22 protein-coding genes and 1 tRNA gene are annotated in these 25,884 nt (G+C 66.7%); 12 read left to right on the top strand and 11 right to left on the bottom strand.

Translation table 11 applies throughout. The annotated features are described in order from the left end of the window. Nucleotides 1-77 (top strand) — tRNA-Asp (locus tag KTJ87_RS04680). Nucleotides 78-221: 144 nt separating this feature from the next. Here the strand turns inward: KTJ87_RS04680 and KTJ87_RS04685 are convergent. After that, nucleotides 222-1,613 carry a M20/M25/M40 family metallo-hydrolase gene (locus tag KTJ87_RS04685; RefSeq protein ID WP_267137940.1) on the bottom strand — a complete coding sequence of 464 codons (1,392 nt, stop codon included), beginning with the start codon at nt 1,611-1,613 and terminating at the stop codon, nt 222-224. Between the two features lie 135 nt (nt 1,614-1,748). On the opposite strand from KTJ87_RS04685, the gene KTJ87_RS04690 reads away from it, so the two are divergent. From KTJ87_RS04690 to ispG, 4 genes are all read left to right on the top strand, one after another. Then, complete coding sequence (locus KTJ87_RS04690; RefSeq protein ID WP_267137941.1) at nt 1,749-2,378, top strand: hypothetical protein; 630 nt, start codon at nt 1,749-1,751, stop codon at nt 2,376-2,378. Nucleotides 2,379-2,515: 137 nt separating this feature from the next. After that, a complete protein-coding gene (hemA, locus tag KTJ87_RS04695; RefSeq protein WP_267137942.1) occupies nt 2,516-3,739 on the top strand; it encodes a 5-aminolevulinate synthase in 1,224 nt (407 codons plus the stop codon). A 200-nt stretch (nt 3,740-3,939) separates the two neighbouring features. Beyond that, the gene (locus KTJ87_RS04700) at nt 3,940-5,124 is read left to right on the top strand and encodes a helix-turn-helix domain-containing protein (RefSeq protein WP_267137943.1); all 1,185 of its coding nucleotides are present in this window, start codon (nt 3,940-3,942) and stop codon (nt 5,122-5,124) included. Between the two features lie 99 nt (nt 5,125-5,223). Beyond that, nucleotides 5,224-6,360, top strand: coding sequence for a flavodoxin-dependent (E)-4-hydroxy-3-methylbut-2-enyl-diphosphate synthase (ispG, locus tag KTJ87_RS04705; RefSeq protein ID WP_267137944.1), 1,137 nt, complete (start codon nt 5,224-5,226; stop codon nt 6,358-6,360). Nucleotides 6,361-6,424: 64 nt separating this feature from the next. Here the strand turns inward: ispG and prfB are convergent, their stop codons facing one another. Together prfB and KTJ87_RS04715 are read right to left on the bottom strand one after the other, a co-directional pair. After that, nucleotides 6,425-7,549 carry a peptide chain release factor 2 gene (gene prfB, locus KTJ87_RS04710; RefSeq protein WP_267137945.1) on the bottom strand — a complete coding sequence of 375 codons (1,125 nt, stop codon included), beginning with the start codon at nt 7,547-7,549 and terminating at the stop codon, nt 6,425-6,427. A gap of 99 nt (nt 7,550-7,648) precedes the next feature. Further along, nucleotides 7,649-10,207, bottom strand: a complete 2,559-nt coding sequence (locus KTJ87_RS04715) for a penicillin-binding protein 1A (RefSeq protein ID WP_267137946.1) — start codon at nt 10,205-10,207, stop codon at nt 7,649-7,651. A 155-nt stretch (nt 10,208-10,362) separates the two neighbouring features. Here KTJ87_RS04715 and KTJ87_RS04720 point away from each other — a divergent pair, with 155 nt between their 5' ends. Continuing rightward, complete coding sequence (locus KTJ87_RS04720) at nt 10,363-10,965, top strand: class I SAM-dependent methyltransferase (protein WP_267137947.1); 603 nt, start codon at nt 10,363-10,365, stop codon at nt 10,963-10,965. Here the strand turns inward: KTJ87_RS04720 and KTJ87_RS04725 are convergent. Together KTJ87_RS04725 and KTJ87_RS04730 are read right to left on the bottom strand one after the other, a co-directional pair. After that, nucleotides 10,955-12,172, bottom strand: a complete 1,218-nt coding sequence (locus KTJ87_RS04725; protein WP_267137948.1) for an N-acetylmuramoyl-L-alanine amidase — start codon at nt 12,170-12,172, stop codon at nt 10,955-10,957. The two genes, KTJ87_RS04720 and KTJ87_RS04725, sit on opposite strands and share 11 nt — an antisense overlap. Before the next feature lie 82 nt (nt 12,173-12,254). Further along, nucleotides 12,255-13,397, bottom strand: a complete 1,143-nt coding sequence (locus KTJ87_RS04730) for a pyridoxal phosphate-dependent aminotransferase (protein ID WP_267137949.1) — start codon at nt 13,395-13,397, stop codon at nt 12,255-12,257. A gap of 57 nt (nt 13,398-13,454) precedes the next feature. Here KTJ87_RS04730 and KTJ87_RS04735 point away from each other — a divergent pair, with 57 nt between their 5' ends. From KTJ87_RS04735 to KTJ87_RS04755, 5 genes are all read left to right on the top strand, one after another. Then, the gene (locus tag KTJ87_RS04735; protein ID WP_267137950.1) at nt 13,455-14,801 is read left to right on the top strand and encodes a M48 family metalloprotease; all 1,347 of its coding nucleotides are present in this window, start codon (nt 13,455-13,457) and stop codon (nt 14,799-14,801) included. A gap of 4 nt (nt 14,802-14,805) precedes the next feature. Beyond that, nucleotides 14,806-15,555, top strand: a complete 750-nt coding sequence (locus tag KTJ87_RS04740; RefSeq protein WP_267137951.1) for a DsbA family protein — start codon at nt 14,806-14,808, stop codon at nt 15,553-15,555. A 207-nt stretch (nt 15,556-15,762) separates the two neighbouring features. Beyond that, nucleotides 15,763-16,794: a TRAP transporter substrate-binding protein gene (locus KTJ87_RS04745; RefSeq protein ID WP_267137952.1), complete on the top strand. Its 1,032-nt coding sequence runs from the start codon at nt 15,763-15,765 to the stop codon at nt 16,792-16,794. 62 nt (nt 16,795-16,856) lie between these two features. Continuing rightward, nucleotides 16,857-17,333 carry a TRAP transporter small permease gene (locus KTJ87_RS04750; protein ID WP_267137953.1) on the top strand — a complete coding sequence of 159 codons (477 nt, stop codon included), beginning with the start codon at nt 16,857-16,859 and terminating at the stop codon, nt 17,331-17,333. Nucleotides 17,334-17,337: 4 nt separating this feature from the next. Then, nucleotides 17,338-18,648 carry a TRAP transporter large permease gene (locus KTJ87_RS04755; RefSeq protein ID WP_267137954.1) on the top strand — a complete coding sequence of 437 codons (1,311 nt, stop codon included), beginning with the start codon at nt 17,338-17,340 and terminating at the stop codon, nt 18,646-18,648. Here the strand turns inward: KTJ87_RS04755 and KTJ87_RS04760 are convergent. After that, the gene (locus KTJ87_RS04760) at nt 18,645-19,436 is read right to left on the bottom strand and encodes a lytic murein transglycosylase (RefSeq protein WP_267137955.1); all 792 of its coding nucleotides are present in this window, start codon (nt 19,434-19,436) and stop codon (nt 18,645-18,647) included. The two genes, KTJ87_RS04755 and KTJ87_RS04760, sit on opposite strands and share 4 nt — an antisense overlap. An 83-nt stretch (nt 19,437-19,519) precedes the next feature. Between KTJ87_RS04760 and KTJ87_RS04765 the strand changes: the two genes are divergently transcribed. Further along, nucleotides 19,520-20,932: an amidase gene (locus tag KTJ87_RS04765; protein ID WP_267137956.1), complete on the top strand. Its 1,413-nt coding sequence runs from the start codon at nt 19,520-19,522 to the stop codon at nt 20,930-20,932. A 13-nt stretch (nt 20,933-20,945) separates the two neighbouring features. On the opposite strand, the gene KTJ87_RS04770 is transcribed toward KTJ87_RS04765, so the two are convergent. The 5 genes from KTJ87_RS04770 to bcp all read right to left on the bottom strand — a co-directional run bounded on the left by KTJ87_RS04770 (nt 20,946) and on the right by bcp (nt 25,878). Next, nucleotides 20,946-22,424: an MFS transporter gene (locus KTJ87_RS04770; RefSeq protein ID WP_267137957.1), complete on the bottom strand. Its 1,479-nt coding sequence runs from the start codon at nt 22,422-22,424 to the stop codon at nt 20,946-20,948. A 45-nt stretch (nt 22,425-22,469) separates the two neighbouring features. Further along, nucleotides 22,470-23,078, bottom strand: coding sequence for a bactofilin family protein (locus tag KTJ87_RS04775; protein ID WP_267137958.1), 609 nt, complete (start codon nt 23,076-23,078; stop codon nt 22,470-22,472). After that, nucleotides 23,068-24,387 (bottom strand): M23 family metallopeptidase, encoded by a 1,320-nt coding sequence (locus KTJ87_RS04780; RefSeq protein ID WP_267137959.1) that lies wholly within the window; start codon nt 24,385-24,387, stop codon nt 23,068-23,070. The genes KTJ87_RS04775 and KTJ87_RS04780 overlap by 11 nt, the downstream gene beginning before the upstream one ends. A 211-nt stretch (nt 24,388-24,598) precedes the next feature. Next, a complete protein-coding gene (locus KTJ87_RS04785; protein WP_267137960.1) occupies nt 24,599-25,417 on the bottom strand; it encodes a ferritin-like domain-containing protein in 819 nt (272 codons plus the stop codon). After that, nucleotides 25,417-25,878, bottom strand: coding sequence for a thioredoxin-dependent thiol peroxidase (gene bcp / locus KTJ87_RS04790; RefSeq protein ID WP_267137961.1), 462 nt, complete (start codon nt 25,876-25,878; stop codon nt 25,417-25,419). The genes KTJ87_RS04785 and bcp overlap by 1 nt, the downstream gene beginning before the upstream one ends. Between the last annotated feature and the right edge of the window lie 6 nt (nt 25,879-25,884).

Raw genomic sequence — 25,884 nt, forward strand, 5'->3', positions numbered from 1 at the left:
GCGGTTGTAGCTCAGTTGGTTAGAGTACCGGCCTGTCACGCCGGGGGTCGCGGGTTCGAGCCCCGTCAACCGCGCCACTTTCACTTGGGATGCTTTCGGATAGTGCGGGCCTGTAGGGCGGGACTTGTCCCGCCGCGCGGTGTTCGGGCAGGAAAGGCGGGATAAATCCCGCCCTACGGGTGCTTGGATCGGCATGGCGGGACGTGTCCCGCCCCCGCCCATCAGCCCTTGGACACGGCGTCCAGCACCCGCGCCCAGGACCGAATGCCCCGGTGGAAGCTGTCCATCGCATACTTCTCGTTCGGGCTGTGGATCTGGTCATCGTCGCGGCCAAAGCCGATCAGCATGGAATCCATCCCCAGGATCGACTTGAAGTATCCCGCGATCGGGATCGACCCGCCCGACCCGATGAAGGCCGCCGGGTTCGGCCATTCCGCCGACAGCGCCTGACGTGCCTGTTCGAACGCCGGGTGGCCTGTCGCCATGACGCTGGCCGCTGATGCACCGTGGCCGTGGAACTCGACCGTGCAATCCTCGGGGATCATGGATTGCACCATCGCGCGGAAACTTTCGCGGATCGCGTGGGGGTCTTGTGTGCCGACCAGCCGGAAGCTGATCTTGGCCGAGGCTTTCGACGGCAGCACCGTCTTGAACCCGTCGCCCGCGTAGCCGCCCTTGATGCCGTTGATCTCGCAGGTGGGCCGCGACCAGATCATCTCGAGCCCTGTGCGGTCCTGTTCGCCCGCCGGTTTCGACAGGCCGACCTCGCCGAGGAACCCCGCCTCGTCGAAGCCAAGCGCGTCCCACTGCGCGCGCAGCTCCTCCGTTAGCTCGGGCACGCCGTCATAGAAGCCGGGCACGGTGACGCGGCCGGTGGCGTCGTGCAGGCTGGCGATGATCCTGGCCAGCACCCGGATCGGGTTCATCGCGATGCCGCCGTACATGCCCGAATGCAGATCCTTGGACGGGCCGGTGATGACGATTTCCTCGCCCAGAAGACCGCGCAGCATGGTGGTCACGGCGGGGGTGCTTTCATCGAACAGGCCGGTGTCACAGATCAGCGCGATGTCGGGGGCCGACAACTCGTCTGCGTTTTCCTTGAGGAACGGCACCAGCGACGGCGAGCCTGATTCCTCTTCTCCCTCGAAGAAGAAGGTGATCTTGCAGGGCAGCGACCCGTGTTCCGCTTTCCAGGCACGGCAAGCCTCGACGAAGGTCATCAGCTGGCCCTTGTCGTCTGACGCGCCGCGCGCGCGGATCACCTGGCCCTTTGGGGTATCCTGCACCTCGGGGTCGAACGGGTCGCGGTCCCACAATTCCAGCGGATCGACCGGCTGCACGTCGTAGTGACCGTAGAACAGCAGGTGCGGGCCAGTCGCGCCTTCGGGGCCGTCGATCTGGCCGACGACCATCGGATGCCCCTGCGTCGGCCGCTTGGACACCGCCGCGCCCAGCGATTCGAGGTCCGCGACCAGCCAGTCGGCGGCGCGGTCACAGTCGCCCTTGAAAGCTGGATCGGTCGAGATCGAGGGGATGCGCAACAGCGCCATCAGCCTGTCGACGGCGCCGCCGAGGTCCGTGTCGATGCGGGTCAGTACGAGGTCGAGCGCCATGGATTTTCCTGCCTGTCTGGATGCATGTTCCGGGCAAGCGTATCAGCCGCATCATCACTGTCCAGTGAACGGGTGGAACAGACCGTTTCCAGGCGCTAGGGTCCGCCTTACCAGAGTCAGGGAGGACCCCCTCAGATGCGTTTCGCTGCCCTTGCGCTTGCCGCCCTTTTGCCTGCCGCCGCCGCCGCCCAGCCGGTCGATGGCAACACCGCCCGGCAGTTGACGTTCAATCCCGACCGGACCTTCGTGGCGACGAATGCGCAATCGGGCCTGACTGCGAACCAGAATGCCTATATCGACGCGGTCGTGACCAATCCGCAGGTCCGCGCGTCGCTGCGCTATTACGGGTCGGTCGCCGTCTCGCCGACCTTGTTCGACCTGCGCGCGTCGTCCACCGGCGGCAGCGAGATGCTGAGCGGGCTGTTCCAGCTTGTCGGCGAATTCCACTCGGTCGAGGCCGCCGACCGCTTTGCCCTGACGCTGTGTGAAAGCGCGCGGAAATCCGGGCAGGCACCCTGCGTCATAGCGGCACGAATCCTGCCCAAGGGGTGGGAGCCGCGCGCGTTGTCCCTATCTTCCTCGGCATCGGATGCGTTGTCGGTGTATCGGCGCGGATCTGGACCGAAAGCGATGGCGGCCTCGCGCGCGACGGCCGAATTCGCGATCCAGACGGGCGAGGGCGCGGCAGAGCGTGCAATTGCCCTGTGCAACCGGTCGGCAGCGGCCAAGGGTGCGGCGGATTGCGAAGTTGTGGTCGCCGATTGATCCAGATCAGGTCGGGCGGGCAGCGCGACGTCTAGCGTCTGCCTGATACCTTAAAAGGTATCGAAAATTGAATATGTCGGTAGCATGCCCGGGTTTATCTGCTACAACACCCGGACCGACGGAATGAGGAGCCTGCGGTGAGCTATACCGAGAAACTCGACGCCGCGTTGCAGCGTCTGCACGACGAGGGCCGCTACAGGACCTTCATCGACATCGAACGCAGCCGCGGCAATTTCCCCCATGCCACATGGCGCCGTCCCGACGGGTCCGAGCGCCCGGTGACGGTGTGGTGCGGCAACGATTATCTCGGCATGGGGCAACACCCCGTCGTCATCAACGCGATGCACGAGGCCATCGACGCCACCGGGGCCGGTTCCGGCGGGACGCGCAACATCTCGGGCACGACCGTGTATCACAAGGCGCTCGAGGCAGAGCTTGCCGACCTGCACGGCAAAGAGGCTGCTCTGCTGTTCACCTCGGCCTACATCGCCAACGACGCGACGCTGTCCACGCTGCCCAAGCTTTTTCCCGGCCTCATCATTTATTCCGACGCGCTGAACCATGCCTCGATGATCGAAGGCGTGCGCCGCAACGGCGGGGCCAAGCGCATCTTCCGCCACAACGATGTCGCGCACCTGCGCGAGCTGCTGGCCGCCGACGATCCCGCCGCGCCCAAGCTGATCGCCTTCGAATCGGTCTATTCGATGGATGGCGATTTCGGGCCGATCGAGGCGATCTGCGATCTGGCCGACGAATTCGGCGCGCTGACCTACATCGACGAGGTGCACGCGGTCGGCATGTATGGCCCGCGCGGGGCAGGGGTCGCCGAACGCGACCGCCTGATGCACCGCATCGACATCATCAACGGCACGCTCGCCAAGGCCTACGGCGTGATGGGCGGCTACATCGCCGCGTCGTGGAAGATGTGCGATGCGATCCGATCCTATGCGCCAGGCTTCATCTTCACCACCTCGCTGCCGCCCGCGGTAGCCGCTGGCGCTGCCGCCAGCGTGCGGCACCTCAAGACGGACGGCGCGCTGCGCGCGCGGCACCAGACCCAGGCGAAGATCCTCAAGACCCGGCTCAAGGGCATGGGCCTGCCGATCATCGACCACGGCAGCCACATCGTCCCGGTCATCGTCGGTGACCCCGTCCATACGAAAAAACTGTCGGACATGCTGCTGGAAGACCACGGCATCTACGTCCAGCCAATCAACTTTCCCACAGTGCCACGCGGCACCGAACGGCTGCGCTTCACCCCGTCGCCGGTTCACGGACCGCTTGAAATGGATGCACTTGTGAAGGCTCTCGACACCCTCTGGGCCCATTGTGCGCTGAATCGCGCCGAACTGAGCGCCTGATTTATCCACAGGTGCATTGCCTATGGACGTATGCTAACGTCCTGTTAATACGGCACGGCGACGTCGAATCGCCGGTCTATTGAGGACTCGGGCGTGATGGGGCAGGTGGGATGCTAGGACGGTGGAGAGAACCACCCGTATCGGTCGAAAGTAACGAACCCAAAGGGTTCGACGACTTCGACATGCGTATCGGGGATGTCATGCGTGGCGAACGGGCCACGATGGGCAAGTCGTTGCTGGACGTCCAGCGCGAGTTGCGCATCAAGGCGTCCTATATCGCCGCCATCGAGAATGCCGACCCTTCCGCCTTTGAAACCCCTGGATTCATTGCAGGTTTCGTCCGCTCTTACGCGCGATACCTGAACCTTGATCCCGATTGGTGTTTCCAGCAATTCTGCAACGAGTCCGGCTTTCAGCCCGTGCACGGCATGTCGTCCGAAGCGTCGGGCACCGCGCGCAACAGCAAGGCGCAGGTCAGCCAGAAACTCAAGACCGCACGCGATCCGTTCGCCGACCCAGAGACGCCCTTCGCGCCGCGCAGCGAGGCGATCCTGTCGCGCATCGAGCCCGGCGCGCTTGGCTCGTCGCTGGTGCTGGTCGCGCTGATCAGCTTCATCGGCTGGGGCGGCTACACGGTGTTCAACCAGATTCAGCGCGTCGAGTTCGCGCCCGTCGATCAGGCGCCCGGCGTCGTGGCGGAGGTCGACACGCTGCAGCCCGAAGGTGACGCGCTGGCGTTCCTCGGTGAGGACCGGCAATCGTCGGGCGGCCCGACCCCGTCCATCGAAGTCGTCGAGCGGCTGTATCGCCCCGAGGCGCTGGACGTGCCGGTGATGACCGCGCGCGACGCGCCGATTGCCTCGCTCGACCCTTCGACGCTTGGCACGATGGCGGATCAGCCGGTGGATCGCCCGCTGGCCGTCGCCCGCGCCGACACCCCAGTGGTCGTGGACGACGAGGCGCGCGGTATCGAGACCGCGCTTGCGGCGGCCCTTGGCGGCGCCGACGCCTCCAGCCCGCAGGTCCTGGCCGAGACGAAGCCCGGCGTGACAATGGTTGCCGTGCGCCCCGCCTGGGTTCGGGTCAGCGGCGCCGATGGCACGATCCTGTTCGAATCGATCATGAACGCGGGCGACACCTATGCCGTGCCGCAGACCGCCGAGCCTGCGACCCTGCGGATTGGCGAATCCGGCGCTGTGTACTTCGCCATCAACGGCCAGACCTATGGCCCGGTGGGCGAGCGCGGCGCGGTGACGTCTGATCTGGCTCTTGTCGCGGACAAGCTGGCGCAAAGCTACGATGTCGCCACGCTGTCGTCGGACGAGGATCTGCAAAAGGTCGTCGCCGAGTTGAACCTTGCCGTCGAGACCCCGGCGCGCGACTGAACGTCCCCTCGCAATCGCAGCACTCGGCGCCTAGCTAAGGCGCAGGCGCGCCGTTATGCTGTCGGCAAGCCGCGACCCCGCGACGCGAAAGGGTAGTCCATGAGCCTCAATTCGATCCGCCCCTGGCGCAACATCTATCGCCGCAAGAGCCGTCAGATCATGGTCGGCTCGGTGCCGGTCGGGGGCGATGCCCCGATCAGCGTGCAGACGATGACCAACACCGACACCTCGGACGTCGCGGCGACCGTGGCGCAGATCCAGGCGGCGGCGGATGCCGGTGCGGATATCGTGCGCGTCTCGACGCCTGACGAATCCTCGACCCGCGCGCTGAAGCAGATCGTGGCCGAAAGCCCAGTGCCGATCGTCGCGGACATCCATTTCCACTACAAGCGCGCCATCGAGGCGGCCGAGGCGGGCGCGGCCTGCCTGCGGATCAACCCCGGCAACATCGGCTCCAAGGACCGCGTGCGCGAGGTGATCCGCGCTGCCAAGGATCACGGCTGCTCGATCCGCATCGGCGTGAACGCCGGATCGCTCGAAAAGCACCTCTTGGAAAAATACGGCGAGCCATGCCCCGAGGCGATGGTGGAATCCGGGCTCGAACACATCCGCATCCTGCAGGACAACGATTTCCACGAGTTCAAGATCAGCGTGAAGGCGTCGGACGTGTTCCTGGCCGCTGCCGCCTACCAGGGCATCGCGGATGCGACGGATGCCCCGATCCACCTTGGCATCACCGAAGCCGGGGGGCTGACATCGGGCACGATCAAGTCGGCCATCGGCCTTGGCAACCTTCTGTGGATGGGCATCGGCGACACGGTGCGCGTGTCGCTGTCGGCGGACCCAGTGGAAGAGGTCAAGGTCGGCTACGAGATCCTCAAATCGCTCGGCCTGCGGCACCGGGGCGTCAACATCATCTCCTGCCCGTCCTGCGCGCGGCAGGGCTTTGACGTCATCAAGACCGTCGAGGCGCTGGAACAGCGGCTGGAACACATCAAGACGCCGATGTCGCTGTCGATCATCGGTTGCGTGGTGAATGGACCGGGCGAGGCGCTGATGACCGATGTCGGCTTTACCGGCGGCGGCGCGGGCACCGGGATGGTCTATCTGGCGGGCAAGCAATCGCACCGGATGTCGAACGACCAGATGATCGACCACATCGTCGAGCAGGTCGAGAAAAAGGCCGCCGAGATCGATGCGGCAGAAGCCGCGCGCGAGGCGGAACCGGCGGAGTAGACAGGCTTTCAGGGAAAGCCTGTCCGCAAATCCTCGGTGAGGATTTGCCGCCGAACGGTCTGTCCTAGTCCTCGGCGTGGGCGTCGGCGCGGCTTTTGCCAGACACCTGCTGCGCCAGCGTCGCGGCCATGAACGCATCCAGATCGCCGTCAAGCACGCCTTGGGTGTCCGACGTCTCGTGCCCGGTGCGCAGGTCCTTCACCATCTGGTAGGGCTGCAGGACGTAAGACCGGATCTGGTTGCCCCAGCCCGCCGACCCCTTGGATTCGTGCGCCTCGTTGATCGCGGCGTTCCGCTTGTCGAGCTCCATCTGGTAAAGCCGCGATTTCAGCGCCTTCATCGCGATGTCGCGGTTCTGGTGCTGCGACTTTTCCGAGGACGTGACCACGATCCCGGTCGGCAGGTGGGTGATCCGCACCGCCGAGTCGGTCGTGTTGACGTGCTGCCCGCCCGCGCCGGACGAGCGGTAGGTATCAAGCCGGATGTCGGCGGGATTCACCGTGATCTCGATGTTGTCGTCGACCACCGGATAGACCCAGATGCTGGCGAACGATGTCTCCCGCGTGCCCTTGCCGAAGGGCGAGATGCGCACCAGCCGGTGCACGCCCGATTCCGACTTCAGCCAGCCATAGGCGTTGGGGCCGGAAATCTTGTAGGCGACCGACTTGATCCCGGCCTCGGCGCCCGCTTCTTCGGATTGCAGTTCCACCTCGTAGCCGCGCTTTTCGGCCCAGCGGACATACATGCGCTGCAGCATGTTCGCCCAGTCGCAAGCCTCGGTGCCGCCCGCGCCCGCGTTGATCTCGAGGAAGGTGTCGTTGCCGTCCGCCTCGCCGTCCAGCAGCGCCTCCAGCTCCTTGGCGGCGGCCTTGGTCTGCAGCGCCTTCAGCGCCGCCTCGGCCTCGGCCACGACATCGGCGTCGCCCTCGGCTTCGCCCATCTCGATCAGCTCGATGTTGTCGTTCAGATCGCGCTTGATGCCGGTGTAGGTTTCCATCGCGTCGACAAGCGACTGGCGGTCGCGCATCAGCTTTTGCGCGCGGGCCGGGTCGTCCCACAGCTTGGGATCCTCGGCCATCGCGTTGAATTCCTCAAGCCGGTGCGGGGCCGTCTGCCAGTCAAGCCGCTGACCCAGAAGGTCCACGGATTTGCGGATGGCATCGACAGTGTTCTGCGTCTCGGCGCGCATGGGTCATCCGTAACGGTTGCGAAGGTCAGGGGGTGATAGCAACAGGGCGCGCGGGCGGCAAGCGGGGCAGGGCGCCGTTGGACCCCGCCCGCGCCGCCGTCAGTAAAGCCCGCCCGAGGACAGGGTGCCGAAGTCGGCCTTGCGCGGCACCGTGACCGTGGTCGAGCCGTCCGAGTTGGTGACCGTCTCGCCGGTCTCGCTCGCGTCCTCGCCGCTGCCGAACAAGGGCAGGTTCGATCCCATTGCCCAGCCGCCGTCGAATGCGATACCGAACAGCGGGTCTTCACCGTCGCGAAAGTATTCGGCGACGACGCCGGGGCCGCTGGCCTCGGCCGGAAGGCGCGCGCCGGTGGTGCGGTCGATCTTGATGAAATGCCCGCCGGGCGGAACCTCGAACGGGCCGCCGCCGTATTCCTCGGTCGCCGCCTTCATGAATTCGTTGAACACCGGCGCACACATGCCGCCGCCCGACGCGCCACCACCGAGGCTGCGCGGCTGGTCAAAGCCCATGTAGCACCCCGCCACGATGTTCGAGGTAAAGCCGACGAACCACACGTCCTTGGCGTCGTTGGTGGTGCCTGTCTTGCCCGCGACCGGAACGCCAAGGTTCACCCGTCCCGCAGCCGTGCCGCGCTCGACCACGCCGCGCATCATCGAGGTCAGCTGGTAGGCGGTGATCGCGTCCATGACCCGCTCGCGGTTGGAGGCAATCTGCGGCAGAACGCCCGGCTCCAGCGAGGCATACTGGCAATCGAGGCATTCGCGCTGGTCGTGGCGGTAGATCGTGTTGCCATAGCGGTCCTGCACCCGGTCGACGAGCGTGGGTTCCACCCGCTCGCCGCCATTGGCGAACATCGCGTAGGCGGCGACCATCTTGAACAGCGTCGTCTCCTGCGAGCCGAGCGCGTTGGCAAGGAACGGCTTGAGGTCCTCGTAGACGCCGAAGCGTTCGGCGTAACGCGCGACCTGGTCCATGCCGATCTCGTTGGCCAGACGCACGGTCATCAGGTTCCGCGACCGCTCGATCCCGGTGCGCAGCGGTGTCGGGCCATAGAACTGGTTCGAGGCGTTCTGCGGCCGCCAGACGCCTTCCGCCGTCTCGATCTCGATCGGGGCGTCGATCACGATGGTCGCGGGCGAGAAGCCGGAATCGAGCGCCGTGGCATAGACGAACGGCTTGAACGACGAACCCGGCTGCCGCGTCGCCTGTGTCGCGCGGTTGAACACCGAATCCTGGTAGGAAAAGCCGCCCTGCATCGCCAGCACGCGGCCGGTGTGCACGTCCATCGCCATGAACCCGCCCTGGATCGTCGGAACCTGCCGGAGCGACCAGCGCACGAAGCTGCCGTCGCTGTCGTCGGTGATCTGGCGCACCAGCACCACGTCGCCGACCTCGACCAGATCGCCTGCGGTGCGGGCCTGGCGGTTGCGCTCGCCCTCGGGGGCCAGCTTGCGCGCCCAGGTCACGTCCTCGGGCGGGATCCAGTGGCCGTCGTCGTCGTCCTCGACCCCCTCGATGCCGATGCGGGCGTGGGTGTCGCCGACTTCCAGCACGACGGCCGGGTGCCACTTGTGTTCGACATGGATGTCGCGCGGCACCTCGGCTTCGGCCAGCGCGGTGCGCCAGTCGTCTTCGGAGCCAAGACGATCCTGCGGGATCGTCACCCCGGTACCGCGCCAGACACCAAGATTGCGGTCGTAGCTTTCCAGCCCGCGCCCCAGCGCCTCGGCTGCCTTGTCCTGCAGGTCGGCGTCCACCGTGGCGCGGACCTTGAGGCCGCCGGTGAAGAACTGTTCCTCGCCGAAGTCGAGGCTCAGTTGACGGCGGATTTCATCGGTGAAGTAATCGCGCGGCGGAAGGCTGTCGCGGAACGGCGCGTAATCGCCATTCTGCACCGTCATCAGCGGCGTTTCCTGCGCCTGCTGCATGTCGGTGCGGCTGATAAAGCCGTTCTCGGCCATTTCCTTGAGCACGAAGTCGCGGCGCTGGGTCACGCGCTCCTTGGCGCGCACCGGGTGATACGACGACGGCGCTTGCGGCAGCGCGGCAAGGAAGGCGGCCTCTGCGGGGGTCAATTCGCTGAGGATCTTGTTGAAATAGGTCTGTGCAGCGGCGGCCACGCCATAGCTGTTCTGGCCGAGGTAGATCTCGTTCAGGTACAGTTCCAGAATGCGGTCCTTGGACAGCGTCTGCTCCAGCCGCGAGGCAAGGATCAGTTCCTTGATCTTGCGCTCGGCCGAGCGGTCCGAGGACAGAAGAAAGTTCTTCATCACCTGCTGGGTGATCGTCGAGGCGCCGCGCAGCCGTCCGCCCTGCAGGGCATCGACGGCGGCGGCGACCATGCCGCGCGGGTCATAGCCTTTGTGTTGATAGAAATTCTTGTCCTCGGCCGAGATGAAGGCGTTCTTCACCAGGTCCGGAATCTCGTCGGACGGGGCGAACAGCCGCCGCTCCTTGGCGAATTCGTCGACAAGGCGGCCCTCGCCGGAATAGATCCGGCTGATCGTCGGCGGGGCGTATTGCGCAAGCTGCTGATAGTTGGGCAGATCGCGGCCATACATCCAGAAGATCGCGGAAATGGTGATCGCCGCAGCGACAAGGCCGATGGTCGCCATGCTGAACAGCGCGCCAAGGACGGAAAGAACGAAACGGATCATGCGGCTGGCCCCGGTCTGGATAGACCCCAGCTTATAGGCCAAGCGGGGCGCACGGTCAAAAGCGCGCACGCCCGATTGGGCCGGTTCGCGCCGATCGCGCCGTCACGTTGTCGTGCGGGTTGCGGAGGCGCGCGTGCAGCCGTAGCGCGGGGGGCATGACACCTGACGCCATCCTGCCCACCTACGACCGCCACGCCGACGACTACCGGCGCCTGCGCAACCGCTCCCTGTTCGAGCGGCGCTGGCTCGACCGCTGGCTGGCGCACATGCCGGGACGCCGCGCGCTCGATCTCGGCTGCGGGCCGGGCGTGCCGATCGCGGCCTATCTGGCCGACCGCCGCGTCGCGGTGACCGGGGTGGACGGGTCAGAGGCGATGATCGCGCTGTTTCGTGCGGCGCTGCCCCGGGCCGAGGCGATCCACGCCGACATGCGCGGGCTCGATCTTGGGCGCCAGTTCGACGGCATCCTGGCCTGGAACAGCTTTTTCCACCTGTCCGCCGACGATCAGCGCGGCATGTTCGACGTGTTCGCGCGCCACGCGGCGCCGGGTGCGGCGCTGATGTTCACCAGTGGCCCGTCCGAGGGCGAGGCGATCGGCGATGTCGCGGGCGCGCCGGTCTATCATGCCAGCCTCTCGCCGGCGGCCTACCGCGACGCGCTGGCTGGCGCCGGGTTCGACGTGGTCGATTTCGTGCCCGAAGATCCGGCCTGCAACGGCCACACCATCTGGCTGGCCCGCCGCGCCGCTATTGCCTGAGAAGCGCGGCCTCTGCCGCATCCGCCGCAGCCCAGGCGCGCAGGGCATTGCGGATGCCTTCGGCGGCCAGCCTGCGCCATTGCGGCGTCAGCAGGTTCTCCAGATCGCGCGGGTTCGACATGAAGCCCAGCTCGATCAGAGCGGCGGGCAGGTCGGGGGCCTTGAGCACGGAAAACGACGCCTCCAGGTGCGGGCGCTTGTGCAGCCGCCCGACGCTCTGGCGCAGACCGGCCACCAGCGCCTCGGCGAGCCGTTCCGAACGCGGGTGCGTCTCGGTGCGGGCAAGGTCCATCAGCACGCCCGCGATCACGTCGTCCTGATCCGTCAGGTCGATCCCGGCCAGCAGGTCGGCGCGGTCGTGGCGCTCGGCGAGGATTTCGGACGCAGCGTCGCTTGCGGTGTCTGACAGGGTATAGACCGTCGCGCCCGACGCGCGCCCCTCGGCCAGCGCATCGGCGTGCAGCGACAGGAACACGTCCGCCCCCGCCGCGCGGGCCAGCGACTGGCGCGCTTCCAGCGGCACGAAACTGTCGTCGCTGCGGGTCAGCACCACCTCCATCCCCGCGCGGACCAGGATTTCCTCAAGCTCGCGGGCGAATTGCAGCATCAGCACCGCCTCGGTCACGCCGTCCACCTCTGCGCCGGGGTCGATGCCGCCGTGCCCGGGGTCTAGCGCGATGACGAGCGGGCGGTCTCCGGTCTGCCGCTGCTTGGCGGGGGGCAGCCCGGCCACCGGCTCGGGCAGATCGAACACCGCGCTGTCCGGCACGCCCGAGCGGGCGGCGAAAGCCTCGGGCGTGGCTGCGGTCAGGCGCAGCCGCAGGTCGGCGCCGCCGGGCCCTGTGCGCATCTCGGCGGTGTCCACAATCATCGGGCCGTCCAGTGTCAGAACCATGCGCGACCAGCCGGGGCGGAAGCGACCCAGCACAACGTCGCGCACGCCGGGCACGCGGAAGGCTTCGGGCGCCACGCCGTCCCACGCGACCTCGCTGAAATCGACAACGGCGCGAAAGGGGGCATCCAGCGTGAACACGCGCCACGGCACCGGCTGACTAAGCGCAAGGTCGATGCCGAGGCCATCCGCAACCGCTTCGGCGCCGGACCGCGAGGGATCGACGCGCGCAAGGCCGGTCAGCCCCTGCGCCGCCGCAAGCGCGGGCATCAGCGACAGCATCAGCGCCGCGAGGATCGTCAGAATTCTGCTCATCGTGCCTCAAGGGGAGGGAGGTCTTTTGATTGCGCGCATCCTACCCCAGCGGGCGCCCGCCCGCCAACAGCGATGTCCGGTGTCAGCCCCGCGCGGCCATGAAATCGGCCAGCCGCCGCAGACCTTCGCGAATATCCTCGGTCGAGCGCGCATAGGAAAACCGCAGCGTGCCCGCGCCCCGGTCCGGGTCGAAATCCAGTCCCGGCGTCACCGCAACGCCTGCGCCGTCCAGGATCGCGGCGGCGAAGGCGCGGCTGTCGTCCGTCATGTGTGACACGTCCGCGTAGACGTAGAAGGCGCCGTCGGGCGGCGCGATGCGGTCGAAGCCCGCTTTGGGCAGACCGTCCAGCATCAGGCGGCGGTTCTCGGCATAGACGGCAAGGTTGGCCTTCAATTCGTCGTCGCAGTCCATCGCGGCCAGCGCGGCGACCTGGCTGGCATGGGGCGGGCAGATGAACATGTTCTGCGCGATCCGCTCGATCCGCCGCACATGATCCTCGGGCACGACCATCCAGCCGATCCGCCAGCCGGTCATCGAGAAATACTTGGAGAACGAGTTGATGACATAGACGTCGTCGCTGATCTGCAGCGCGGTCACGGCCTTATGCTCGTATTCGATGCCGTGATAAATCTCGTCCGAGATAAAGGCGGTGCCCTGCGCATGTGCGGCATGGATCAGCGCCGCAAGCGCGTCCCGGCCCAGCATCGTGCCGGACGGGTTGGCGGGCGAGGCGACCATGAGCCCCGCCAAACCCTCCGGCAGGTCGGACGGCACCGGCTGATAGCGGTTGTCCGGCGAGGTCTCGATCATCACCGGGGCAAGGTCCAGCGCCTTGAGGATCTGCCGGTAGGACGGATAGCCCGGCGCGCCGATGCCCACCCGGTCGCCGGTGTCAAAGAGCGCGGTGAAGGCCAGAAGGAACCCCGCAGACGATCCGCTCGTGACGATCACCCGCGCCGGATCGAGATCGACGCCGTACCAGTCGCCGTAAAGCCGCGCGATGCGGGCACGCAGTTCGGGCAGGCCGAGCGCGACCGTGTAGCCCAGGCTGCCGGTCTCCATCGCCGTCGCCAGAGCGGCACGGGCGCCCGCCGGGGCAGGGGTGCCGGGCTGGCCGACCTCCATGTGGATGATGTGGCGGCCCGCGTCTTCGGCGCGGCGCGCGGCCTCCATCACGTCCATCACGATGAAGGGATCGACCTCGCTCCGCCTTGAAACCCGCATGGAACCCTCTCTAAGCTTTCCGCGTCGTTCCCGTGCCTGCCAAGGAGGGCCAAGTCAATGTTGCGCGCCGCTCTCCGGGTTGCCCGCGTTGCTGTCGCCGCCTTGCTGGCGATCACCGTTCTGGCGCTTCCGGCGCGGGCGCAAACGCTGATCCGCGATGCCGACATCGAATACGCGCTGCGCCAGATCGCATCGCCCGTCCTGACGGCGGCGGGGTTGAACCCGGCGCAGGTCCGGGTGCTGGTGGTGGCGGATTCCACGCTGAACGCCTTTGTCGTCGACAGCCGCCACATCCTGATCCACTCCGGCCTGATCCTGCGGATGAACCGCGCCGAAGAGTTGCAGGCGGTGCTGGCGCATGAGGCCGCGCATATCGCCAACGGCCATATCGCGCGACGGGCCACCAACATGCGCAACGCGCGCAACACCGCGCTGTTCGGGCTGATCCTGTCTGGCGTCGCCGCAGCCGCTGGGAACACCAGCGCGGCGGGCGGCATCGCGCTTGGCAGCGCGTCGAGCGCATCGCGCGTGTTCCTGTCGCACACCCGCGCCGAAGAAGCCTCGGCCGATCAGGCGGCGATGCGCTACATGGCCAATCGCGGCATTGACGTCACCGCGATGAGCGATGTTCTGGACATCTTTCGCGGGCAAGAGGCGCTGTCGGTCGGACGGCAGGACCCCTATGTGCGCAGTCACCCTCTGACCCGCGACCGGATGCGCGCCGTCGATGGCTTTGCGGCGGCCTATGGCGGCACGGCGCGGGACGATCCCAACGCGCAATACTGGTTCGGGCGCACCAAGGCCAAGCTGGGCGCATTCCTGCAAAGCCCCGGCTACACGCTGCGCCGGATCGACCGAGGCGATGACAGCGATCTTGCGATCCTTGCGCGTGCGGTGGCCTATCACCGCACCCCCGACCCGCAGCGCGCCATCGCCGAGATCGGCAAGCTGATCGCGCGCCGTCCGAACGATCCGTTCCTGCGCGACCTGCAGGGGCAGATCCTGCTCGAATCGCGCCAGACCGGGGCGGCGGTGAATGCCTACCGTCAGGCCGTGGCGCTGGGCGGCAACGACCCGCAGATCCTTGCCGGGCTGGGGCGCGCCTATCTGGCCATCGGCAGCCGAGACGCAGATCGCGCCGCGCTTCAGGCGCTGGAATCCTCGTTCGCCCGCGATCCCTATGATCCGCGCATGTTGCGCGATCTGGCAGTCGCTTATGCCAAGGCAGGCAACAACGGCATGGCGTCGGTCGCCACGGCAGAGCGCTATGCCCTGACCGGGCGGCTGGATACTGCGGCGACCCATGCGCAGCGCGCCGAGGGTCTTTTGCCGCAGGGGTCTTCGGGATGGAACCGCGCGCTCGATGTGCTAAACGCTGCGAAACAGGCCGGTATCGGGAGATAGCATCATGATCCGCACACTGATCCTTTCGGGCGCGCTTGCCGCCCTTGTCGCGGCCCCGGTCGCCGCTTTCGACATCGACGCGATGACGGACACCGAGCGGGACGCCTTTGGCGCGGCCGTGCGCGATTACCTCATGGACAACCCCGAGGTGCTGATGGAGGCCATCGGCGTGCTGGAAGCCCGCCAGGCCGAGGCGCAGGCAGAGGGCGACGTGGCGCTGGTGCGCACCAACGCGGACGATCTGTTCGACGACGGTTTCAGCTGGGTCGGCGGCAACCCCGACGGCGACATCACCATCGTCGAGTTCATGGATTACCGCTGCGGCTACTGCAAACGCGCGCATCCCGAGGTCGCCGAGCTGATCGAAAGCGACGGCAACATCCGCTATATCGTCAAGGAATTCCCGATCCTTGGCGAACAGTCGGTGCTGGCGTCGCGCTTTGCGCTGTCGGTGCAGCAGATCGCGGGCGACGAGGCATATGGCCGTATCCACGACCGTCTGATGACCCTGCGCGCCGACATCTCCGAGGCGTCGCTGGTGGCGCTGGCCACCGACGAGGGCCTCGACGCGGACGCGATCATGGCCGGGATGGCCGCGCCGGAAGTCGAGCGCATCATTGCCGAGAACCGGGCTCTGGGGCAGCGGCTCCAGATCAACGGCACGCCCAGCTTCATCTTCGGCGACCAGATGCTGCGCGGCTACGTTCCACTCGACGCGATGCGCGACGTGGTCGAGGAACAGCGGCAGGGCTAGACACCCGCTGCGAGGAAAACGGCAGGCTTGCTTTGCAGGTCTGCCCACACCTTCGCCCCGTGAAGCCATCGGCGACAGCCTGCGCACGAACCCTTGCGAAAACTGTCGCCTCGGAAACTAATTTTCGCTCCTATCCCTGATTTCTCTGGATTCGAGACGTCATTCGCGCAAACTGGCGTGCACAATGTTCTTTGGGAGGAGACGGGAATGAAACGCAGGGATTTCCTGAAAACCGGCGCTGCGGGCGCTGCAACGGTCGGCATTGTCGGCATCTCGCCGGCCTTTGGCCAGAACGCGAGCCTTCGCATCTCGACCTGGGTGCCGCCGACCCATCACATGACCGCGAACACGCTGCCGACATGGATCGCGGCGGTGGACGAGGCTTCGGGCGGCGCGATCAAGCTCAGCATCGACCCAGCGCCGATCGCAGGCCCGCCCGCGCAGTATGATCTGGTGCGCGACGGCGCGGCGGACATTGCCTATCACGTCGCCGCCTACACGCCCGGCCCGTTCGAGGTCGCGCGCGGCGTCGAAAACCCGTTCCTGTCACCCAATGCCGAGATCGGCAGCCAGGCGGTCTATGACTGGTATGACCGCAACATCGGTCTGGACGCCGAGTTCAGCGACGTGAAGGTCCTGACCATGTTCGTGCATGGCCCCGGCAACATCCATTCGACCATGCCGATCAACACCGTCGAAGACATGGCGGGCGTCAAGCTGCGCGTCGGCGGCGGCGGCGTGCGGATGTGCGAAGCGCTGGGAGGCGCGCCCGTGGCGATGCCCGCGAACCAGGCCTACGAAGCGATCCAGAAGGGTGTCGCCGACGGTGCGATGTTCCCTTGGGAAGCGATCAAGGGTTTCCGTCTGGGCGAGTTGGTGAACCACCACCTTGAAGTGCCGGGCGGGCTGTATACCACCGTCTTCGCCGTCATCATGAACCGCGCCAAGTACGACGCGCTGTCCGATGAGAACAAGCAGGTCCTCGAAGACCTCGGCGGTGTCGCCGGGGCCAAGATCTTCGGCAAGGGCTGGGACGACGCCGACGCGGCGGGCAAGCAGGTCGCCATCGACAACGGCGCGACGATCTCGACCCTGTCGGACGAACAGCTTGCCATCTGGCGCGAGCGCGTGGCGTTCATGAACGACGACTGGATCGCGCTTGCGAACGAGCAGGGGCAGGACGGCGCCGCCTTGCTGGACGACCTGCGCGCGACCATCGCGAAATACGCAAGCGCCTGATCGCCTGCGCCTTGCCGGGCGGCCCCCGTGCCGCCCGGCGCATTTCCTGAACGAGGACCAAGATGGACCGTCTGATCCGCCGCCTGAGTTACTGGCTGGCGCTGGCCGCTGGTGCCGCGCTGATCGCCACGACCGCGCTGATGTTCTTCGATGCAATGGGGCGCTATTTCCTGTCCGCGCCGCTGCCTTTTGCCGTGGAACTGGTCGAGCTGTTCATCGGCCTCTCGATCACCTTCGGCATGGCCTACACCACGTATGAGCGGGGCCATATCAGCGTTGACCTGCTGCCTGCGGCCTTGCCGCCCGTGGGGCGCCGCGTGCTGTCGACGCTGGCGGACATTACGGCGGTGATTTTCATGGGCACGATCTGCTGGCAACTGTTCAAGAAGGCGGGAAGCATGATGCGCGACGGGATGCTGACCCAGATCCTTGGGCTGCCGGTGCATCCCTTCGTCTATGTCATGGCCGTTGCCGCGGCGCTTGCTGCCGCTGTCGCTGTCCTGTTGCTGCTGCATCCCGCCGACCGGACAGAGGGCTAGGATCATGGACCCGTTGTCGATCGGCATCGCCGCCTTCCTTGCGCTGTTCGCGCTTCTGATCCTGTCGGTCCCCATCGGCTTTGCCATGGCGATCTGCGGCGTGCTGGGCATCGGCGCGATCATCGGGCTGTCGCCCGCACTGGCGCTGTTCGGCACCACGGTGTTCGAGACGACCGTCACCTACAACCTGTCCATCGTGCCGCTGTTCGTGCTGATGGGCGCGATCGCCGCGCGGTCCGGCCTGTCGCGCGAACTGTATGACGCCTTCAACGCGTGGCTTGGCGCGTTCCGGGGCGGGCTGGCGCTGGCCACCGTGGGCGCCTGCGGCGCCTTTGCCGCGATCTGCGGATCGTCCGTCGCCACCGCCGCCACGATGAGCCGCGTCGCGCTGCCGGAGATGGAGCGTCTGGGCTATGCCCCGTCGCTGGCCACCGGATCGGTCGCGGCGGGGGGCATCATCGGCATCCTGATCCCGCCGTCGGTGATCCTGGTGCTGTATGGCATCCTGACCGAGACCTCGATCGGCGATCTGTTCATCGCTGGGATGCTGCCGGGCGTGCTCACCGTCGTGGGCTTCATGCTGGTGATCGCCCTGATGACGTGGCTGCGCCCGGGCATCGGCCCGGCGGGCGAGCGGTTCACCCTGCACCAGAAATTCGCCGCGCTTGGCCGCACCTGGGCGATCCTCATGCTGTTCGCGCTGGTGATCGGCGGCATCTATTTCGGCGTGTTCACCCCGACCGAGGCGGCGGGCATCGGCGCGGTCGGCGCCTTTGGCATCGCCGCGATGCGTGGCCGCCTGACCCGCGAGACGGTGCGAGAGGCGCTTCTGGAAACCGTCAAGACCAGCGCGATGATCTTCACCGTGCTGATCGGCGCGCTGACGCTGAACAACCTTGCCGTCTTTTCCGGCATGGCGTTCGCGCTGTCGAACTTCGTCGGCGGCATCGATGCGGCGCCTTGGGTCATCATGGCGGTGATCCTGCTGATCTACCTCGTGCTTGGGTGCTTTCTGGACACGCTGGCGATGATCCTGCTGACGGTGCCGATCTTCACCCCAATCGTGACCGGGCTTGGCTATGATCCGGTGTGGTTCGGGATCATCGTGGTGATGGTCGCGGAACTGGGCCTGATTACCCCGCCCATCGGGATGAATGTCTTTGTCATCAAGGGCATGGCCCCGCATGTGAAGCTGACGGCGATCTACGCCGGGGTGATCCCTTTCGTCATCGCGCAGATGCTGCTCATCGTCATGGTCTTCGCGCTGCCGGACATCGCGCTGTGGCTGCCGGAAACCGCGCGGGCGTTCCGCTAGCCATCGATCTGGCGTGCCGTCAGCGCTATGGCCTGCTGATAGACGGTGGCGGCGTTCCATTCGTTCAGCACGCGGAAATTATGCGTGCCCTCGTCATAGGGCTGGCCGCTGCGCCAGCCCTTCTGCCGCAGGAAATGCGCGGTCGAGGCCAGCGAGTCGGTGAGGTTGTAAAGATCGACCGTGCCATCGCCGTTGCCGTCGCGCCCGAATTCGATCACGTTGCCCGGCAGGAACTGGGTGTGCCCGATCTCGCCGTGCGCGGCGCCGATCGAGCCCGGCTCCAGCCAGCCGCGGTCGATCATCTTCAGCGCGGCGACCAGATGTGGGCGGAAGAACGCGGCGCGGCGGCAGTCATAGGCCACGGTTGCGATGGACGACACCACGTTGTAGCCGCCGAAGGTGTTGCCGAACCCCGTCTCCATCCCGTGGATCGCCAGAAGGACGCCCGAGGGCACGCCATAGATCCGCTCCAGCGCGGCGTAGAAATCGGGGCTTTGCGCCTTTCGCTGGCGACCGATGCGGGCGATGGCATCCGTTCCGCGGATGCGCTTGAACTCGGACAGGGAATAGCGCACGCCGGTCTGGTTGCGGTCTGCGGAGATGGTGCCTTGGGAGTAGCTGGCGCTTTTCAGCGCCGCGAGGCCCGACGCCCCGACCCCCGCGCGCTGCGCCTCTGGCGCGAATTCGGACTTCCACGCCTCGAACCCGGAAGCGGTGTTCCCGCAGCTTGCCGCAATTCCGGCGGCAGGCAACAGGCTGAGAAGGGCAGCGAAAAGCGTGATGCGCATCGGGGGACCTCGACGGTTGCGGGTTTATGGGCGAAGTCTAGGGCAGGGCGCCGGATGCGCCAACAGCCGAGGGGAGCGGGCAGATGGATCTGAGGGCAGAGACGGCGACGGGGCTGGTGGCGAAGCTGGCGACCGGCGCCCTGACGGCAGAGGCGCTGATGCAGGCGACGCTCGAGCGCATTGCGGCCGAGAACCCCAAGGTCAACGCCATCGTCGGCCTGCGTCCGGCGGATGCCCTGATGGACGAGGCGCGCCGCGCCGATGCCGTTGCACCCGCCGCGCGCGGGCCGCTGCACGGCCTGCCCATCGCGGTGAAGGACCTTGTGATGGTCAAGGGCATCCTGTCCACGATGGGCTCGCCCGCCTTTGCGGATCATGTGCCGGACCGCGACGACCTGCTTGCCGCGCGCCTGCGCGCAGCGGGCGCGATCCTGATCGGCAAGACCAACACGCCCGAATTCGGCCTTGGCAGCCACAGCTTCAACCCGGTGTATGGCGCCACGGTGAACCCCTATGATCCGGCGCGCGCGGCGGGCGGATCGTCGGGCGGGGCGGCGGCGGCGCTTGCGACCGGTATGCTGGCGCTGGCCGACGGGTCGGACATGATGGGCAGCCTGCGCAACCCGGCGGCCTGGTGCAATGTCTACGGGTTCCGCCCGACATGGGGGGTGGTCCCGTCCGAACCCGTGGGCGATCTGTTCCTGCATCCCCTGTCGACCGACGGCCCGATGGCCCGCTCGCCCGAGGATATCGCGCTGCTCCTCGGCGTGCTGGCGCGCCCGCATCCGCTGCAGCCTGCGCCGCGCGTCTTGCCTCCGTTTGACCTGCGCGCTTCGGTCGAAGGGCGCCGCATCGGCTGGCTGGGCGACTGGGGCGGCGCCTATGGGGTCGAGGACGGCATCCTTTCGCTGTGCGAGGACGCGCTTGCGACGTTCACCAGCCTCGGCGTCACTGTCGAGCCGGTCGCGCCCCCCTTCGAGGCCGCGAAGATCTGGCAAAGCTGGCTGACCTTGCGCCATTTCGCGGTCGCCGCACGGTTGGGCGTTCTCTACGACACCAACCCGGACGCCCTGAAGCCCGAGGCGATCTGGGAAGTCGAGGCGGGTCGCGCGCTGTCCGGCACCGATATTCAGGCGGCCAGTGCCATCCGGTCCGACTGGCACCGCGCGGCGGCGGCCCTGTTCGACCGCTACGACGCGCTTGTCCTGCCTTCGGCGCAGGTCTGGCCGTTCCCCGCAGTCTGGCGCTACCCCGAGATCGTCGCGGGGCGCGCGATGGACACCTATCACCGCTGGATGGAAGTCGTTGTGCCGGTCAGCCTGCTGGGCCTGCCCGCGCTTGCCATGCCTGCGGGGTTCGGGGCCGAAGGCGTAGGCAAGGGCCTTCCCATGGGGATGCAGATCTTCGGGCCGCGTGGCGCGGATACGGGAATCTTGCAACTGGGTCAGACGTATCACGGGGCCACAGATTGGCCCGGGCGCGTTCCTCCGGGGTGAGGACAGCGTACCTTTACCGGATGGTGCTGCTGGACGTGCCCTGATCCTTAGGAAGCACCGCGCCGCGCATGCCGACCAGGGCGATCAGCGCCGACAGCAACGACAGCCCCGCCACGAAATATGCCACGGCGGCAAAGCCGGTGTTCGTCGCGGCGACGTGGCCCGCCGCGTTCGCTGTCTCGCCAAAGTCGCGCGTGCCGCCCGCCAGCCGGTAGGCATAGGCGGCAAGCGACCCCATCGCCGCCACCGACACCAGCCCCGCCATTCGCGAGACCGCGTTGTTCACGCCCGAGGCAGACCCCGTCTCGTGCGGCTCGACCGATCCCATGACGGCAGACGACAGCGGCGCGACGACCAGCGACATGCCGAACCCCATGACCGCCATGGCGGGCAGAACCTGCGTCCAGAACGCCTCGGCGTGGATGACGTAGCCAAGGATGGCAAAGCCCGCCGCGACGATGGCCGCGCCCAAGGCGACAAGGCGCCCCGCGCCGATCCTGTCGCCAAGTCGCCCCATGCGCCGGGACAGCAGCGCGATGAACAGGGACAGCGGGGCAAAGGCCATGCTCGCCTCGATCTCGGAGACGCCCCAGCCCGCGATGACGGTCATCGGCAGGAAGAACAGCACGGCGGACAGCGCGAAGTAGAGGCAGAAGGTGGCGGCGTTGGCCGCGCTGAAAATGCGGCTGCGGAACAGGCGCAGGTCCAGCATGGGGCTGATGCTGCGCCGCTCGACGATCAGGAACAGCACCAGGAACACGACGCCCGCCGCCGCGAAGAGCCAGGGCGCTGGCGGCCAGCCTGACCGCACGGCGCCGGTCAGCGCCCAGCTGACGCAGCCAAGGCCAAGGATCGCCAGCAGGATGCCGGGAACGTCGATGCCCTTTTCGGGCTGCGAGCGATCCTCGTGGATGTAGAGATACAGAAGGATCAGCGAGACCGCGCCGAGCGGCAGGTTGATCGCAAAGATCCAGCGCCACATCTCTGGCCCGCCCGCGCTGAGCAGTCCCGCGCCGATAAGCGGACCCGCCGCCGTGGTGATGGCCGAGGAGGCCGCCCAGCTTCCGATGGCGGCGCTGCGCAGTTCGCGCGGATAGGCGCGGCTGACCACGGCCAGCGATCCGGGCACCATGAACCCCGCGCCCACGCCCTGCACCAGGCGCGCGGCGATCAGCACGCTGGCGGTCGGGGCCAGTGCGCAGACCAGCGACGCGGCCATGAACAGCGCGATCCCCAACCCGAACACCCGGGCAAGGCCGAACCGGTCGCCGAAGGCGCCGCCGACCAGAACCAGTGACGACAGCGTCAGCATGTAGGCGTTGTTGATCCACTGCACCTGCGTCAGCCCCGCCTCGAGCGAGACGCGCATGGCAGGGACGGCGATGGCCACGACGGTGCCGTCGATGAAGCCCATCGCTGCGGCAAGGATCGCCGCCCAAAGGATCAGGCGGCGATGTTCCGGCCGTACGAAACCTTCATGAAAAATGGGCACCGCAGAGGTCTGCGATGCCCCTTCTGGGCGTTGGGCCGTCAAGACTTAGCTTTGGGCCGAGGCTGGCTTGGACGGGGTGCTGCCGCCAGTCGAGCCGCCGGTCGATCCGCTGCCTTGGCTGCTGCCCGACGACTGCGGCGCAGCCGAAGAGGCGGGGGCGGCGGGCTTTGCGCCGCTGCCGGGAACACCGCGGTTCGATCCAGCGTTAAGCGGGTCTTCCTGGCGTTGCACGGAGCCTTCGAAGTGGGCGCCGGATTCGATGGCGATCGTCTTGTGGATGATGTCACCCTCGACCCGCGCGGTCGACGTCAGGCGCACCTTGAGACCGCGCACGCGGCCCACGATACGGCCGTTCACGACCACGTCGTCGGCCATCACTTCGCCGCGGATGGTCGCGCTTTCGCCGACGGTCAGCAGGTGGGCGCGAATGTCGCCTTCCACGGTGCCTTCGACCTGGATGTCGCCCGAGGTCTTGAGGTTGCCGACGACGGTCAGGTCCGAGGACAGGATCGACGCAGGCGGCTTTGCCTTGGGCGCGCTCGACGCATAATCCGGTGCCGACGCGCGGGGCGCCGACGCTTCGGGCATGCGGGGGGACTGGTCGTCGCCTTGGGTCTTGGGACCAGGCTCGTTGATCCTGCTTTTAGAAAACATTGCTTCCTGCCTTGATGTAGGTCATCGGATTGACGGGCTTTCCGTTGACGCGCACTTCGTAGTGCAAATGGGTGCCCGTCGATCTTCCGGTATTGCCCATATCACCGATCCGGTCGCCTTTCGATACTCTTTGACCTTCGGACACGCGGATTCGTGACATGTGAGCATAGCGCGTTTCTGTGCCGAACTCATGCTGAATCTCGACGAGGTTGCCGTAGCCTGATTGGCGCCCGGCAAAACTCACGACGCCATCTGCGGTTGCATAGATCGCGGTGCCGTGGGAACCGGCGAAATCGGTGCCGTTGTGCATCCGGCCCCAGCGCGGGCCGAAACCCGAAGTATAGCGGAACGAGTCGCGGATCGGGATGTCGAAGGGCAGAAGTTCGGCGGCCATCCGGTACATGTTCATCCGGTCGAGCCGTTCGAGAATCTGGTTGGCGCGGACCGAGTCGGCGTCCGGTGTCTCGCCCTTTGTCGAAAACGTGATCGGGGTCAGCGGGCCGCCCTGGCCGGAATAGCCCTGGCGCACGGTCTTGATGATGTCGTCGGTGTTCATCCCGGCGGCGCGGAACATCTTGTCGAGAGGTTCGACCGACACGGTCACCGCGTCCTCGAGTTGCTCGAAGATGCGGTCGTTGCGCTCTTCGATCAACTCGCGCTCAAAGCGCATGTCGTCGACGGTGCTGCGCGCTTCTTGCGCCATCATGGCCAGCTGGTCACGCTCGACCGCCGTGCCCGACAGGGCGGCGGTCAGGAAATCCACCGTGACCGTGGCATCGGCAAGCTGCGCCTCGGCGTGGCCCAGCGTGTCGCCCGAATTCTCGATCCGTGCCTCAAGCGTTTCGGCACGTCCGCGCGCATCGTCCCGCTCGCGCATCGCGCGACGCAGGGTGGTCTGGATCACCTCGATGCCTGTTTCCAGCTCGCGCAGCCGTTCCTCGGACGCCAGCAGCATCGACTGCATGTCGCTGACCTGCGCCAGCGCCTTGCTGAACCGGTCCTGCGCGGCGCGCGCTTCTTCGGCGCGGGCGTCACGCTCGGTCGAGAGGGAATTGAGGCGCTGTTCGTAAAGATCGCGTTCGCGTTCGGCCTGATCGCGCAGGCTGCCCGAGCCGATGGAATCCATCAGAAGGATTGCGGTGGCGACGATCGCCCAGCCGACGAAAAGCGTGGTGCCGATCCAGCCGATGGCCTGGGTGGCGGGGGAAAGGCGGATGAAGCGGGTTTCGGTGTCTGATCTGAGAAAGACGCGCTGTTCCGGAAAGCGGCGTTCCAACGCTGTCGAAAATCGTCTGATCGGTCCGAACATGCCGTTCTGTCCCCGTCTGCCCCAATTCCCCACACGGCTGGACCGGTCCCATCGGCCAGCCGTGCGTTGCAAGGTGCTTAGCGAGCGATCGTCGCTGTCGCAACGATTTTGCTCGAATGCATTACCTGTCGGCGCCAATTTCCCGATATTTGGGCATTTTCTTGCCGATACCGTGACGGCATTGCGGCCGGATTCTACACGTTCGGGTAGGTTACGCCCCTGTTGTTTCCTCGGTGAGCGGCCAGTAGAAATCCGGCGGAAGCCCTGCTTCTGCGCGTTTTTCCTCGTTGAAGGGCGGTTTCAGCTGGCCGTGGAAGTACCTGCGCACCAGTTCGTGGAACGCCTCCTTGGGGTCTTTCTCATGGCGCCCGCACAGGAAATGAAACCACTTCGAGCCATAGGCGACATGGGCGACTTCCTCGGCATAGATCGTCGTCAGGGCGGCAACGGCGCTGTCCGCGCCCGCCTTGCGAAAGATCTCGATCATGCCGGGTGTGACATCGAGGCCGCGCGCCTCGAGCACCATGGGAACGACGGCCAGCCGCCCCATCAGGTCCTCGGCCGTATCCTCGGCCGCGCGCCACATGCCCGCATGCGCGGGCATCGCGCCATAGAAACTGCCCATCTCTTCAAGGCAGTCGCAGACAAGGTTGAAGTGCTTGGCCTCTTCATCGCCGGACTTCACCCAGTCGTCGTAGAACCCCATCGGCATCGGCACGTCGGTGAACCGCGCAAGGATGTCCCAATGCAGGTCGACCGCGTTCAACTCGATATGCGCCACGGCGTGCAGCAGCGCCTCGCGCCCCTTCTCGCTGCCGGGGCGGCGGCGCGGCACGTCGCGGGGACTGAGCAGTTCAGGCCGGTCCGGGCGCGCGGGACGCAGCGGCGGCGCCGCGCGCCCCAGCGGCAAGGGCGCTCCAGCCTCGCGCGCGGCGAACCATTCAGCGGCATTCGCGCGCGCGATGCGGGTCTTTTCCCTGCCGTCCGAGGTCGTCAGCACCTCGACCGCCATCTGTGCCAGCGTGCGCATCACAGCGACTTCACCGCCTCCAGAACCTCATCGACATGGCCGGGCACCTTCACCTTGCGCCAGGTGTGGGCGATGTTGCCTTGACGATCGATCACGAAGGTCGACCGCTCGATGCCCATGAATTTCTTGCCGTACATGCTTTTCTCGGCCCAGACGCCATAGCTTTCGCACACGTCGCTGTCCTCGTCCGACGCGAGGATGACCCCCAGCCCGTACTTGTCGCGGAACTTGTCGTGCTTGGCCACGCTGTCCTTGGAGACGCCGATCACGACCGCGCCCGCCGCTTCGAAGGCGGCCAGATGCTCGGTAAAGCCCTGCGCCTGTTTCGTGCAGCCAGAGGTGTCATCTTTGGGGTAGAAATACAGCACCACGATCTGGCCCTTGTGGTCCGACAATGTGACCTCGCCGCCGCCGTCGCGGGGCAGGGTGAAATCCGGTGCGGTCTGTCCGATCTGTGTCATGCGAAG

The organism is Anianabacter salinae, assembly GCF_019061145.1.
Taxonomy (GTDB): Bacteria; Pseudomonadota; Alphaproteobacteria; order Rhodobacterales; family Rhodobacteraceae; genus Anianibacter; species Anianibacter salinarum.

Bases quoted from the DNA above. Each gene is read 5' to 3' on its own strand.
- KTJ87_RS04760 (WP_267137955.1), bottom strand. From the start codon at position 19,436: ATGCGCATCACGCTTTTCGCTGCCCTTCTCAGCCTGTTGCCTGCCGCC.
- KTJ87_RS04720 (WP_267137947.1), top strand. From the start codon at position 10,363: ATGACACCTGACGCCATCCTGCCCACCTACGACCGCCACGCCGACGAC.
- KTJ87_RS04755 (WP_267137954.1), top strand. From the start codon at position 17,338: ATGGACCCGTTGTCGATCGGCATCGCCGCCTTCCTTGCGCTGTTCGCG.
- KTJ87_RS04700 (WP_267137943.1), top strand. From the start codon at position 3,940: ATGCGTGGCGAACGGGCCACGATGGGCAAGTCGTTGCTGGACGTCCAG.
- KTJ87_RS04715 (WP_267137946.1), bottom strand. From the start codon at position 10,207: ATGATCCGTTTCGTTCTTTCCGTCCTTGGCGCGCTGTTCAGCATGGCG.
- KTJ87_RS04735 (WP_267137950.1), top strand. From the start codon at position 13,455: ATGTTGCGCGCCGCTCTCCGGGTTGCCCGCGTTGCTGTCGCCGCCTTG.
- KTJ87_RS04690 (WP_267137941.1), top strand. From the start codon at position 1,749: ATGCGTTTCGCTGCCCTTGCGCTTGCCGCCCTTTTGCCTGCCGCCGCC.
- KTJ87_RS04745 (WP_267137952.1), top strand. From the start codon at position 15,763: ATGAAACGCAGGGATTTCCTGAAAACCGGCGCTGCGGGCGCTGCAACG.
- KTJ87_RS04685 (WP_267137940.1), bottom strand. From the start codon at position 1,613: ATGGCGCTCGACCTCGTACTGACCCGCATCGACACGGACCTCGGCGGC.
- KTJ87_RS04780 (WP_267137959.1), bottom strand. From the start codon at position 24,387: ATGTTCGGACCGATCAGACGATTTTCGACAGCGTTGGAACGCCGCTTT.
- bcp (WP_267137961.1), bottom strand. From the start codon at position 25,878: ATGACACAGATCGGACAGACCGCACCGGATTTCACCCTGCCCCGCGAC.
- ispG (WP_267137944.1), top strand. From the start codon at position 5,224: ATGAGCCTCAATTCGATCCGCCCCTGGCGCAACATCTATCGCCGCAAG.
- KTJ87_RS04725 (WP_267137948.1), bottom strand. From the start codon at position 12,172: ATGAGCAGAATTCTGACGATCCTCGCGGCGCTGATGCTGTCGCTGATG.
- KTJ87_RS04740 (WP_267137951.1), top strand. From the start codon at position 14,806: ATGATCCGCACACTGATCCTTTCGGGCGCGCTTGCCGCCCTTGTCGCG.
- KTJ87_RS04765 (WP_267137956.1), top strand. From the start codon at position 19,520: ATGGATCTGAGGGCAGAGACGGCGACGGGGCTGGTGGCGAAGCTGGCG.
- prfB (WP_267137945.1), bottom strand. From the start codon at position 7,549: ATGCGCGCCGAGACGCAGAACACTGTCGATGCCATCCGCAAATCCGTG.
- KTJ87_RS04750 (WP_267137953.1), top strand. From the start codon at position 16,857: ATGGACCGTCTGATCCGCCGCCTGAGTTACTGGCTGGCGCTGGCCGCT.
- KTJ87_RS04730 (WP_267137949.1), bottom strand. From the start codon at position 13,397: ATGCGGGTTTCAAGGCGGAGCGAGGTCGATCCCTTCATCGTGATGGAC.
- KTJ87_RS04775 (WP_267137958.1), bottom strand. From the start codon at position 23,078: ATGTTTTCTAAAAGCAGGATCAACGAGCCTGGTCCCAAGACCCAAGGC.
- KTJ87_RS04785 (WP_267137960.1), bottom strand. From the start codon at position 25,417: ATGCGCACGCTGGCACAGATGGCGGTCGAGGTGCTGACGACCTCGGAC.